This window comes from Actinosynnema sp. NPDC037264, from assembly GCF_055603705.1.
This window is the reverse complement of sequence record NZ_JBVJVK010000010.1, coordinates 142,903-156,047: the sequence shown is the minus strand read 5'-3', so window position 1 is coordinate 156,047 and position 13,145 is coordinate 142,903. Positions and strand designations below refer to the sequence as shown.

Here is a 13,145-nt window from a genome sequence, read left to right as displayed (position 1 = left end):
CCGCGGATCGGTTTTCGTTTCGGTCCAGCGGACCAACGACAGTCGGAGGGGTTATGTGGGACGAACGGTTCGAGGAGCTGCTGCGGGCGCAACTGCCCTTCCTCCCGCCGGACGAGGAGTTGTCGGCGGACGCGGTGCTGCGCGACCTGGGCCTGGACTCGATGGCCACGGTGGACCTGCTGTCCGCGGTGGAGCAGGAGTACGGCGTGCGGTTCCTGGACGAGTCGCTGAACCTGAGCACGTTCGCCACGCCGGGCACGCTGTGGGCGGCGCTGTCGTCCATGCTGGAGCCCGCCTGACCGGCGGACCGGGCAGCGACGGCTACGCGCTCGCGGCGGCCATGCCGCGGGTGCGTGGCCGCAGCACGCGGTCCAGGTTGGCGGGCACGACCTCGAAGGCCGACCGCGCCGCGCGGACCCGGCCGAAGACCGCGTCCGGCCCGGCGACGTGCAGCGTGCGCACCCCGAGCCCTTGCAGGGTCGCGATCGCGGCCGGCCAGCGCACCGGGCGCACGATCCCGTCCAGCAGCATCGTCCGCACCCCCTCCGCCGTGGTGAGCACGCGACCGTCCTGGTCGGCCACCACCAGCACGCGCGGGTCGGCGAAGTCGATCCCGGCGAGCACGTCGCGCTCGACCCGGTCGCGCAGCGGCGCGAACGCGGCGCAGTGCAGCGGCGGGCGCATCGTGTAGAACGACATGCCGCCCACCGCGCGGAGCCTGCGCTGGAAGTCCTCCAGGGCGTGGTCGCGCAGGGACACCATGTGGAAGTCCTCGTCGACGTAGCAGGAGATCTCGTACCACTCGCCCCGCCGGTCCAGCTCGCCGAGGATCCCGGCCAGCACGTCCGCGGGCACCCTGGTGAACGAGTGGGTGACCACGTCGCGGTGCTCGTGGGCGAAGTACTCCTGCTCGGCCCTGGCCATCGCCACCGTCAGGCCGACCGCGTCGGCGAAGTCCAGCGCGCCCGAGTAGACCGCGGCCGTCTTGCCGCCGAAGCTGAGCCCGACGCACACCTCGGGGCGTGCGCCGAACTCCTCCTCCGCCCACTTGGCCATGCCGAGGCACGCGATCAGGAACGCGACCTGAGCGTATTCCGAGTAGTCGTCGTCATCGGCCAGGCAGCGGTCGAACAGCGAATAGCCGAGCACGTCGTCCGCGGTCGCGAGCATGGCCCGGGTCGACGGGTCGACGAGCAGGAACTTGGCGAGGTCGTGGAATCGGTTGGGCCCCATTCCGGGGAAGGTGATGGCGGTGTCCATGTACCTTTGTCCATTCACGTAGAACGCGCCGCGGTTTCCCTGCGAGTGTGTGGCGCGGTCCCGTGCCCGGCACACCCCTAGCTCCCCCTACCGGGCCGCCAGGCCGTCCAGGTAGTCCCGCAGGACCTGCGTGAAGCGCTCCGGCTCCTCCAGGTTGGGCAGGTGGCTGGACTCCTCGAACAGCTCCCACCGCACGTCGGGCACAAGGTCGGCGTAGGGCTGCACGGTCACGGGCGTCGCCTCGTCGTGCCGGCCTGAGACGACGAGCGTCGGCACGTCCACCAGCGGGCAGCAGTCGATCACCGACCAGTCCTTGAGGGTGCCGATGACGTGGAACTCGCTCGGCCCGTTCATGGCGTGGTAGACGGTCGGGTCGTTGACGATCTCGTAGAACGAGGCCAGGTAGTCGCGCGGCCACGGGTCGAGCCGGCACACGTGCTCGGTGTAGAACGGCATGATCGCCTTGGCGTACTCCTCGCTGTCGGTGGTGCCCGCGGCCTCGTGCCGCAGCAGGGTGTCGTTGACGCCGAACGGCAGCCGGGCGCGCAGCACCTCCATCTCCCGCAACCACAACGGGTAGGACGCGGGCGAGTTGGCCACCACCAGGCCGCGCAGCCCGGCGGGCCGCGCGGCGGCGTGCTTGGTGGCGAGCATCCCGCCCCAGGAGTGCCCGTAGAGCACGTACCCGTCGGCGATGCCCAGGTGCTCCAGGAGGTTGTCCAGCTCGGCCAGGAACAGCTCCACGGTCCAGAAGTCCGGACCCCGGTCGGGCAGGTGCGTGGAGCCGCCGTTGCCGAGCTGGTCGTAGTGCACGACGGGGTGGCCGTGCTCGGCGAGGACGGCCAGGTTCTGGAGGTAGTCGTGCGTGCTGCCCGGCCCGCCGTGGACGACCACCAGCGGCGGGCGACCGGAGCGCAGGTCTCCGGTCACCCGGTACCAGGTGTGGTGCTCCCCGAACGGCGCCAGGCCCTTCGACGTCGGCTTGATCCTCATCGGTCGTCCCTCTCCATCGAGTCGAGCCAGCCGTCGACGAGCTTCGCGGTGTCGGCGGAGCGCTCCTCGATGACGGTGAAGTGGTTGGCCGCCACGGACCGCACGGCGTGCGTGGGCTCCAGCGGCTCGGCGAGCCAGTCCTGCTGGCCCTCGGGCAGGTCCAGGAAGCTCTCGGTGCACCGGATGAACAGCACGGGCGCCTCGACCGGGTCCATCCGCAGGTTGGGCACGAGGTCGAACCAGCAGGCCATCGCGGACAGCCGGGCGTTGTCGAACCGGCCGAACAGGGACTCCTTCTCGTACAGGCCCAGCGTCAGCTCGCGGATCGGCATGGCCGCGCCGGAGCCCTCGTCGAGGATCTTGAACGAGTCGAGCATGACCACGCCCGCGGGCCGCGCCGCCCCGGTCCGCTCCAGGTGCCCGGCGACCGAGTAGGCCAGCGATCCGCCGGACGAGTAGCCGAAGAGCACGAACGGCTCGCCCTCGGCGGCCTTGAGCACGGCGGCGGCGAGCACCTCGACGGCGGCGTCCACGGAGGCGGGCAGGCCCTCCCCCGCGACGAAGCCCGGCGTGGGGATGCCCACGACGCGCCGCGGCGTGCTGAGGTTACCGACCACCCGCGAGTGCTGGTGCAGGCCGCCGGTGACCATCGGCGTGCTCAGGCAGATCAGGCGCGGCGCGCCGGCCGGCCCTTCGCGCATGGTGACCGGCGACGGGACGTCCGCCGGGTCGGCCGCCGAGGTGAACTTCGGCCGCAGCGCGACCACGGCGCGGAGCAGGTCGTAGGCCTCGCCGACCCGCCCCTCCTCCAGCCCGGCGCGGAACAGGGCGCTGAGCGAGTCGTCCGCCGTGGCGGCGACCGGCGCCGCCGTGGTGCCGACGGACAGCTCGGAGCGCACCCACCTGGCCAGCTCCGCCGGGTTCTTGTTGTCGAACACCACCATGGGCGGCAGGCTCAGCCCGGTGGCCGCGTTGAGCTGGTTGCGCAGCTCCATCGCGGTGAGCGAGTCGAACCCGGACTCCAGGAAGTCGCGCTCCGGGTCGACGGCGGCCGGGTCGGTGTGGCCGAGCAGCATCGCGCAGTACCCGAGCACGAGGTCGCGCAGCACGACTTCCTGCTCGGCCTCGTCCAGCCCGGCGAGCCGCTGCCGCAGCGCGCCCGCTTCCGCCGCCTCCGCCGCGCCACGCCGGCGTGCCGGTGCGAAACCGCGCAGCAGCACCGGGATCTCGTCAGTGCGGGACCGCAGCGCCTGGACGTCCACCTTCAGCGGCACGAGCGCCGGCACGCCCGCCGCCAGCGCCGCGTCGAACGAGGCGAACGCCTCGGCCTCGGTCAGCGCGGGCAGGCCCTGGCGGCGCAGGCGGTGCAGGTCGGCTTCGGTCAGGTAGGCGCTCAGACCGGTGTCGACCGCCCACAGGCCGAACGCCATCGACGTCGCGGCCAGCCCGGAGGCCGCCCGGTGCGCGGCGAGGGCGTCGAGGAACACGTTCGCCGCCGCGTAGGGCGCCTGGCCCGACGCGAGGACGTGCCCGCCCGCGGAGGAGAACAGCACGAACGCGGCCAGGTCGACCTCCGCGGTCAGCTCGTGCAGGTGCCAGGCGGCGTCCGCCTTGGCCCGCAGCACGGGGTCGATCCGCTCGGGCGTGATGGTGCCGACGAGGCCGTTGTCCGCGACGCCGGCGGCGTGCACGACACCGGTCAACGGGTGCTCGGCCGGGATGCCCGCCACCAACGCCGCCACCGCGGCACGGTCGCCGACGTCGCACGCCGCGATCGTCACCGCCGCGCCCAACGCCGTCAGCTCGTCACGCAACCCGGTCGCACCCGGCGCTTCGACACCACGCCGACTCGTCAACACCAAGTGCCGCACGCCGTGCTCGACCACCAGGTGCCGGGCCACCAGACCACCCAGACCGCCGGTGCCACCCGTGACCAGCACCGTGCCGCCCTCGCGCCACCGCGGCGAGTCACCGACGTCGGTGTGCCGGACCAGCCTCGGCACGCTCAACCGGCCGCCCCGCACCGCGATCTCCGGTTCACCGGCGGCCGCGGCGGCGTCGACCGCGCCCGCGGACACGGCCCGGTCGTCGGTGTCCACCAGCACGAACCGGCCCGGGTTCTCGGCCTGCGCGGCCCGCACCAGACCCCACACCGGGGCCTGCGCGACGTCCACCACGCCGTCACCGGTGTCGACCGCGTGCCGGGTCACCACCACGAGGGTCGTGCCGGTGAAGCGCTCGTCCTCCAGGCAGGTCCGCACGGCGGCGAGCACGGCGGTCGTGGCGGACCGCACGCGCGTCGGCACGTCGTCACCGACCGGTTCGACGCGCAGCCGGACGTGCGCCGGCGCCGGGCGGCCGTCGGCGACCTCGGCGAGCGGCACCAGCTCCACCCGGTCCTCCGGCGTGGCGAGTTGGTTCCAGTCGACGCGCAGCACCGACGCGTCGCGCCGGCCCGCCGTCAGCTGCTCGACCGACACCGGGCGCAGGTTCAGCGCCGCGACGGTGGCGACGGGCGCGCCGGCGGCGTCGGCCAGGGTGAGCGCGAACGCCGTCTCGCTCGACCGGCTCAGCCGGACCCGCAGCGCGGTGCCGCCGGTGGCGTGCAGGGTCACGCCGGACCAGGAGAACGGCAGCATCGTGCGCGTGCCGTCGGCGTCATCGTCGCCGGCGAAGTTCAACGCGTGCATCGCGGCGTCGAGCAGCGCGGGGTGCAGCCCGTACCGGGCGGCTTCGGCGCGGCTCTGCTCCGGGAGGGAGACCTCGGCGTAGACGTCGTCACCGCGCCGCCACGCGGCCCGCAGGCCCTGGAACGCCGGGCCGTACCCGTAACCGCGGTCCTGGAGGAACTCGTACGCGCCGTCGAGGTCGACGGGCTCGGCGCCGGGCGGTGGCCACTCGTCCAGCCGGGCGCCGGGCGCCCCGGTCCCGGCGGCGAGCACGCCGTCGGCGTGCGCCGTCCACGGCTCGTCCGGCTCCGCGTCCTGGGGGCGGGAGTGGATGGTGATCCGACGTCGCCCGCCGTCGTCGGCCGCGCCGACGCGCACCTGCACCTGCGAGCCCTTCTCGGCGGGCACGAGCGGTGCGCCGAGGGTCAGCTCCGCCAGCACGTCGCAGCCGACCCGGTCACCGGCCTGGACCGCCAGCTCGACCAGCGCGGCGCCGGGGACCAGGACGTTGTCGAACACGCGGTGGTCGGCCAGCCAGCGCTGCGCGTGGGCGGCGAGGCGTCCGGTGAGGAGCAGCTCGCCGGAGTCGGCCAGCGGCACCGCCGCACCCAGCAGGGGGTGTTCGACCGTCGCCAGGCCGGTGGCCGCGATGTCCGGGGTGAGCAGCAGCTGCTCGTCCGGCCAGTACTCCTGGCGCTGGAAGGGGTAGGTCGGCAGGTCGACCCGCCGGGCGGCGCGGCCCGCGAAGAAGGCCCGCCAGTCCACGGTCCCGCCGGCGGTGTGCAGCCGACCGATGCCGGTCACCAGCGTGACGGCCTCGTCACGGCCCTTGCGCTGCAACGGGATGCCGTCCTCGACCAGGGCGCTGAGCACCCCGTCCGGGCCGACCTCCACGAAGCGCACGACACCCTGCTCACGCAGCCGCACCACGACGTCGTGGAACCGGACGGCGTCGCGGACGTGCCGCACCCAGTACTCCGGATCCGTCACGTCGCCGACCGCGACGACCGGGATCGTCGGCTCACGGAAGCTCAACTCCCGCACCACCGCGCGGAAGTCGTCCAGCATCGGGTCCATCAACACCGAGTGGAACGCGTGCGACACCGCCAGCCGCTTCGACCGCTCGAACTTCGCGGCCACCGCCAGCACCTCGGCCTCGACCCCGGAAACCACCACCGAATCCGGCCCGTTGACCGCCGCGATGCTCACACCCTCGGTCAACAGCGGCAGCACCTCGGCCTCGGTGGCCTTGACCGCCACCATCGCCCCGCCTTCGGGCAACGCCTGCATCAGGCTCGCCCGGGCCGACACCAACCGGCACGCGTCGTCCAAGGAGAGCACCCCGGCCACGTGGGCCGCCGCGATCTCGCCGATCGAGTGACCCGCCACCCGATCCGGCCGCACGCCCCACGACTCCACCAAGCGGTAGAGCGCCACCTCGAACACGAACAGCGCGGGCTGCGTGAACTCCGTGCGGTTGACCGCCTTCTCGTCCCAGCCCCACATCACGTGCAGCAGCTCCGGCGCGAACCCGGCCGCCGCCTCCTCCAACGCCCGCGCGAACACCGGGAACTCCCCGTACAGCTCACGGCCCATGCCGACCCGCTGCGAGCCCTGACCGGTGAACAGGAACGCGGTCGAGCCGGTCGACCGCGCCACGCCGGACGCGCCCCGGCCCTCGGCCAGCGCGGTCAGCTCCCGCATCAGCTCGCCCCGGTGCTCGCCGACCAGCACGGCCCGGTGCTCGAACCGGGAACGGCCCGTGGCCAGCGAGAAGCCGACGTCGACACCGCGCAGGTCCGGCCGGTCCACCAGGTGCGACCGCAACGACGCGGCCTGCGCGAGGAGACCTTCCGCCGTCCGGGCGGACAGCAGCCACGGCACGACCGAACCGGTCACGGTCGGCGTCTCGGGCCGGGGTTGCACCGGGTCGGCCTGCTCGATGATCACGTGCGCGTTGGTGCCGCTGATGCCGAACGACGAGACCGCCGCCCGCCGCGGCCGGTCCACCGCGGGCCACTCGCGCGCCTCGGTGAGCAGCCGCACGCCGCCCGCCGCCCAGTCCACGTGCGGCGACGGCTCGTCCACGTGCAGGGTCTTCGGCATCACACCGCGCCGGACGGCCTCCACCATCTTGATCACCCCGGCCACGCCGGAGGCGGCCTGCGTGTGGCCGATGTTCGACTTGATCGACCCCAACCACAGCGGGGCGTCGTCGGTCCGGTCCTGGCCGTAGGTGGCCAGCAGCGCCTGCGCCTCGATCGGGTCGCCCAACGTCGTGCCGGTGCCGTGGCCCTCGACCACGTCCACGTCCGAAGTGGACAGTCCGGCGACGCCGAGGGCCTGCCGGATGAGCCGCTGCTGGGACGGCCCGTTCGGCGCGGAGAAGCCGTTCGACGCGCCGTCCTGGTTGAGCGCGGTCCCGCGCACGACGGCGAGCACCGGGTGCCCGTTGCGGCGCGCGTCCGACAGCCGTTCGACCAGCAGCAGACCGGCGCCCTCGCCCCAGCCGGTGCCGTCCGCCGCGCCCGCGTACGACTTGCACCGGCCGTCGGCGGAGAGCCCGCGCTGGCGGCTGAAGTCGACGAACATGTCCGGCGTGGACATCACCGTCACGCCACCGGCGAGCGCCAGCGAGCACTCGCCGGAGCGCAGCGCCTGGATCGCCAGGTGCAGGGCGACCAGCGACGACGAGCACGCGGTGTCGACGGTGACCGCGGGTCCCTCCAACCCGAGGGTGTAGGAGACGCGGCCGGACACGAGGCTGCCACCGCTGGAGTGCGCGCGGTCCGAGCCCTGCCCGTAGTCGTGGTACATCAGGCCCGCGAACACGCCGGTGGCGCTGCCGCGCAGCGAGACCGGGTCGATCCCGGCGCGTTCCAGGGCCTCCCAGGCGATCTCCAGCAGCAGCCGCTGCTGCGGGTCCATGGCGACGGCCTCGTTCGGGCTGATCCCGAAGAACCCGGGGTCGAACATGGTCGCGTCGTGCAGGAAGCAGCCCTCGCGGGTGTAGCTCTTGCCGCGCTTGCCGGGTTCGGGGTCGTAGACCTCGTCCCAGCCGCGGTTGTCCGGGAACCCGGTCACCGTGTCGACGCCGTCCAGCACGACCCGCCACAGGTCTTCCGGCGTGGTGACGCCGCCGGGGTAGCGGCAGCCCATCGCGACGATGGCGATCGGTTCGTCGACCGCCACCCTGGTGACGACCGCGGCGGTCGCGGCGGCGGCGCCGGCCAGCGTCTCCTCGATGTGGAGCGCCACCGCCCGCGCGGACGGCTGGTCGAACACCAGGGTCGCCGGGAGGTCGAGGCCGGTCACGGTGTTGAGGGCGTTGCGCAGCTCGACCGCCGACAGCGAGTCGAAGCCCAGCTCCTGGAACGCCCGGTCGGGCTCGATCGCGTCGGCGGAGGCGTGCCCGAGGACGGCGGCGACGTGGCCGCGCACCAGGTCGAGCAGCGCGTCGAGGCGCCGGGCGTCGTCGAGGCCGTCCAGTTGCCTGACCAGCTCGCTCGAACCCCGCCGGGCCGCTTGACGCGCGGGAGCGCGCACGAGTCCGCGCAGCAACGCGGGCACGTCGCCGATGCGGGTGCGTGCCGTGGCCGCGTCGACCCGCAGCGGCACGAGCACCGGTCGGCCCGTCTCCAGCGCGGCGTCGAACAGGCCGAGGCCTTCGTCGAGCGTCAGCGGCGGGAGCCCTTGGCGGCGCACCCGGTCCAGGTCGACCTCGCCGAGCAGCGCGCCGAGGCCCGCGTCCACGCCCCACAGCCCGTAGGCCAGGGACGTCGCGGGCAGCCCTTCGGCGTGGCGGTGGTGCGCGAGGGCGTCGAGGAACACGTTCGCCGCCGCGTACGTCGCCTGCCCGGCGGCCAGCACCAGGCCGCCCGCCGAGGAGAACAGCACGAACGCGGCCAGGTCCACCTCCGCGGTCAGCTCGTGCAGGTGCCAGGCGGCGTCCACCTTGGGGCGGAACACGTCCTCGACCTGCTCCGGGGTGACCGCGCCGACCACGCCGTTGCGCGCGACGCCGGCGGCGTGCACGACACCGGTCAACGGGTGCTCGGCCGGGATGTCGGCCAGCAACGCCGCCACCGCGGCACGATCACCCATGTCGCACGCCGCGATCGTCACCTCCGCACCGAGCGCGGTCAGCTCTTCGCGCAGCTCGGTCGCACCCGGCGCTGCCAGGCCACGGCGACTCGTCAACACCAAGTGCCGCACGCCGTGCTCGACCACCAGGTGCCGGGCCACCAGGCCACCCAGTCCACCGGTGCCACCCGTGACCAGCACCGTGCCGCCCTCGCGCCACCGCGGCCGGTCGCCGGTCGCGGACGTCCTGGCCAGCCTGGGCACGTGCGCCTGCCCGGCGCGCAGCGCGATCTCCGGCTCACCGGTCGCCACCGCCGCCCGGACCAGCGACTCGTCGAACCCGTCGGTGTCCACCAGCACGAACCGGCCGGGGTTCTCCGCCTGCGCGGCCCGCACCAGACCCCACACCGGGGCCTGCGCGAGGTCGACCACGTCGTCCGGGCCCACCGCCACGGCGTGGGTGGTCACCACGACCAGCGTGCCCGCGTGCTCGGCGTCGAGCCGGTCGAGCACGGCGGCCGTGACGGCACGGACCCGGTCGGTGACGGCGCCGTCCGGGGTGGTCACGGCGAACAGCACGTCGTCGGACTCCTCGGCCGAGGCGACCGGGACCTGCTGCCACCCGATGTGCAGCAGCGCGTCGCGGTGGTCGGGCCGCACGTCGAGCTGCGCGGCCGACACCGGTCGGGACACCAGCGCCTCGACCGACATGACCGGCAGGCCGGTCTGGTCCGCGACGGCCAGCGCGATGCTGTCCCGTCCGGACGGGGTGATCCGCACCCGGACCGCGTGCGCGGCGGCGGCGTGCAGCGTGACCCCGCTCCACACGAACGGCAGCACCGTCCGGCCGTCGCGGTTGCCGTCGTCGTGCACCAGGATCGCGTGCAGGGACGCGTCGAGCAGCGCCGGGTGCAGCCCGAACCGCGCGGCGTCGGCGTTCTGCGCGGGCAGCTCGACCTCGGCGTACACGTCCTCGCCGTGCCGCCAGGCCGCCTTGAGCCCCTGGAACACCGGCCCGTAGCCGTAGCCCTGGTCGGCCAGGTGCTCGTACGCGCCGTCGAGGTCGACCGGCTGCGCGCCGGCCGGCGGCCACTGCGCCAGGTCGAAGGAGGGCACGACCGCACGTTCGGACAACGCGCCCTGGGCGTGCAGCGTCCACGGCGCGGCGGAGCCCTCCTCCCGCGAGTACACCGACACCGGCCGCCGACCGTTCCCGTCGGGCGCGTCGACCACGACCTCCACCACGGCCGCCTTGCCCGGCGGCAGCACCAGGGGTGCGGTCAGGGTCAGCTCCTCCAACGTGGTGCAGCCGACCTGGTCACCGGCGCGCACCGCCAGTTCGACGAAGCCCGTGCCGGGCAGCAGGACGCTGCCGAGCACGTCGTGGTCGGCCAGCCACGGCTGCCGGTCGGTGCCGAGCCGCCCGGTCAACACCACTCGTTCCGAGTCGGGCGACTCGACCACCGCGCCCAACAACGGGTGCTCGACCTTCGCGAGCCCCGCGGACCGCACGTTGCCGATCTCGTCGGCCATCCACGACTCGGCCAGGTAGTCCATCGTGTCCAGCCAGTACCGCTCGCGCTGGAACGCGTAGGTCGGCAGGTCGACCCGCGTGCCGCGGCCGGCGAAGAACGCCTGCCAGTCGACCGCGCCGCCGGTGCCGTGCAGCTGCCCGAGGCCGGTGACCAGCGTGACCGCCTCGTCACGTCCCCTGCGCTGCAACGCGATCGCGCCCTCGACCAGCGCGCTCAGCACGCCGTCGGGGCCGACCTCCACGAACCGGCCGACGCCTTCCTCCCGCAACCGCGTCACGGCGTCGTGGAACCGCACCGCGTCCCGGACGTGCCGCACCCAGTACTCCGGGTCCGTCACCTCACCCGACGTGACGATCGGGATCTCCGGCGCCTGGAAGCTCAACTCCCGCACCACCGCGCGGAAGTCGTCCAGCATCGGGTCCATGAGCACGGAGTGGAACGCGTGCGACACCGACAACCGCTTCGACCGCTCGAACTTCGCGGCCACCGCCAGCACCTCGGCCTCGACCCCGGAAACCACGACCGAGTCCGCGCCGTTCACCGCCGCGATGCCCACACCGCCGGTCAACAAGGGCACCACCTCGGCCTCGGCAGCCTTGATCGCCACCATCGCGCCGCCCTCGGGCAACGCCTGCATCAGACTCGCCCGCGCCGACACCAACCGGCAGGCGTCCGTCAGGGACAACACCCCGGCGACATGGGCGGCGGCGATCTCACCGATCGAGTGCCCCGCCAGCCGATCCGGCCGAACACCCCACGACTCCAACAGCCGGTAGAGCGCCACCTCGAACGCGAACAGCGCAGGCTGCGTGAACTCCGTGCGGTCCAACCGCTCGGTGTCCTCACCCCACATCACGTCCCGCAGCACGGGGTCGAAGCCCGCGAGCACCTCGGTGAACGCACCCGCGAACACCGGGAACGCCGCCGACAGCTCACGACCCATGCCGAGCCGCTGCGAACCCTGCCCCGTGAACAAGAACGCCGTCGAGCCCGTGGAACGGGTGAACGCCGGCACCAGCCCGGCCAGCGCACGCACCAGCTCGTCGCGGTCCCGACCGGCCACCACCGACCGGTGCGACAACGCCGCACGCGTGGTCACCAGCGAGAAGGCCACGTCGGTCGGCCGCACGGACGGGTGGTCCAGCAACCAGTCGTGCAGCTTGCGCGCCTGCGCGGCCACACCCTCGGCGTCGTGCCCGGACACCAGCAACGGCACGACCGGCAGCTCCGCCGTCGCCTGCTCGGCCTCCTCCTCGGGCGCCTGCTCGATGATCACGTGGGCGTTCGTGCCGCTGATCCCGAACGACGAGATGCCGGCCCGACGCGGGTGCCCGTTCGACGGCCACTCCCGGGCCTCGGTCAGCAGCTTCACGTTGCCCGCCGCCCAGTCCACGTGCGGGGAAGGCTCGTCCACGTGCAGCGTCTTCGGCATCACACCGTGCTGGATCGCGTGGACCATCTTGATGATGGCGGCCACGCCGGCGGCGGCCTGGGTGTGGCCGATGTTCGACTTGATCGACCCCAACCACAACGGCGCGTCCTCGGCCCGGTCCTGGCCGTAGGTGGCCAACAACGCCTGGGCCTCGATCGGGTCGCCCAACGTCGTGCCGGTGCCGTGACCCTCCACCACGTCGACCTGATCCACAGATACGCGGGCGTTGGCGAGGGCCGCCCGGATCACGCGGCGCTGCGACGGGCCGTTGGGCGCGGTGAGACCGTTGGACGCGCCGTCCTGGTTGATCGCGGACCCGCGGACCACGGCGAGCACGCGGTGGCCGTTGCGGCGGGCGTCCGACAACCGCTCCACCAGCACCACGCCGACGCCCTCGCCCCAGCCGGTGCCGTCCGCCGCGCCCGCGAACGACTTGCACCGACCGTCCTTCGCCAGTCCGCGCTGGCGGCTGAACTCCACGAAGGTCTCCGGCGTCGCCATGACCGCGACACCGCCGACGAGCGCCAGCGAGCACTCCCCCGCACGCAGCGCCTGGACGGCCCAGTGCAGCGCCACCAGCGACGACGAGCACGCCGTGTCCACCGTGACCGCGGGCCCTTCCAGGCCGAGCGTGTAGGAGACGCGGCCGGAGGCGACCGCGCCCGTGCTGTTGTTGGCCGGGTAGTCGTGGTACATCATCCCCGCGAACACACCGGTATCGCTGCCACGCAAGGAAACCGGGTCGATACCCGCCCGTTCGACCGCCTCCCACGACGCCTCCAGCAACAACCGCTGCTGCGGATCCATCACCAACGCCTCGTTCGGGCTGATCCCGAAGAACGCGGGGTCGAAGTCGGCGGCGTTGTGCAGGAACGCACCCTCACGGGCGTAGGTCTTGCCGACCGCGCCGGGCTCCGGGTCGTACACGCCTTCGACGTCCCAACCACGATCCGTCGGGAACCCGCCCACGGCGTCCACACCGTCCGCGACGAGCCGCCACAGGTCCTCCGGCGACGAGACACCGCCCGGGTAGCGGCAGCTCATGCCGACGATGGCGATCAGTTCGCGCTGGGTGGCGGTGAGCTTCTGGTTCTGCTCGCGCAGGAGTTTGGTCTCCTTCAACGACGCGCGGAGCGCTTCGACGAGTTTGTCGTTCGGGCCGGTCATTCCCGT

Annotated in this window: 4 protein-coding genes; 1 reads left to right on the top strand and 3 read right to left on the bottom strand. The window is 73.4% G+C overall.

The genetic code is table 11. The annotated features are described in order from the left end of the window. Positions 1 to 53: 53 nt before the first annotated feature. Positions 54 to 299 carry a phosphopantetheine-binding protein gene (locus ACZ7GX_RS14915; protein WP_498776773.1) on the top strand — a complete coding sequence of 82 codons (246 nt, stop codon included), beginning with the start codon at positions 54 to 56 and terminating at the stop codon, positions 297 to 299. Positions 300 to 321: 22 nt separating this feature from the next. On the opposite strand, the gene ACZ7GX_RS14910 is transcribed toward ACZ7GX_RS14915, so the two are convergent. The 3 genes from ACZ7GX_RS14910 to ACZ7GX_RS14900 form a co-directional block, all read right to left on the bottom strand. Continuing rightward, positions 322 to 1,233: an ACP S-malonyltransferase gene (locus ACZ7GX_RS14910; protein ID WP_498776771.1), complete on the bottom strand. Its 912-nt coding sequence runs from the start codon at positions 1,231 to 1,233 to the stop codon at positions 322 to 324. 114 nt (positions 1,234 to 1,347) lie between these two features. Continuing rightward, on the bottom strand, positions 1,348 to 2,253 hold the full coding sequence (locus tag ACZ7GX_RS14905) for a proline iminopeptidase-family hydrolase (RefSeq protein ID WP_498776769.1): 906 nt from the start codon (positions 2,251 to 2,253) through the stop codon (positions 1,348 to 1,350). Beyond that, the gene (locus tag ACZ7GX_RS14900) at positions 2,250 to 13,139 is read right to left on the bottom strand and encodes an SDR family NAD(P)-dependent oxidoreductase (RefSeq protein WP_498776767.1); all 10,890 of its coding nucleotides are present in this window, start codon (positions 13,137 to 13,139) and stop codon (positions 2,250 to 2,252) included. Before ACZ7GX_RS14900 ends, ACZ7GX_RS14905 begins: the two co-directional genes overlap by 4 nt. Positions 13,140 to 13,145 lie beyond the last annotated feature (6 nt).

Coding starts and splice junctions, on each gene's coding strand:
- ACZ7GX_RS14900 (WP_498776767.1), bottom strand. CDS start 13,139: ATGACCGGCCCGAACGACAAACTCGTCGAAGCGCTCCGCGCGTCGTTG.
- ACZ7GX_RS14910 (WP_498776771.1), bottom strand. CDS start 1,233: ATGGGGCCCAACCGATTCCACGACCTCGCCAAGTTCCTGCTCGTCGAC.
- ACZ7GX_RS14905 (WP_498776769.1), bottom strand. CDS start 2,253: ATGAGGATCAAGCCGACGTCGAAGGGCCTGGCGCCGTTCGGGGAGCAC.
- ACZ7GX_RS14915 (WP_498776773.1), top strand. CDS start 54: ATGTGGGACGAACGGTTCGAGGAGCTGCTGCGGGCGCAACTGCCCTTC.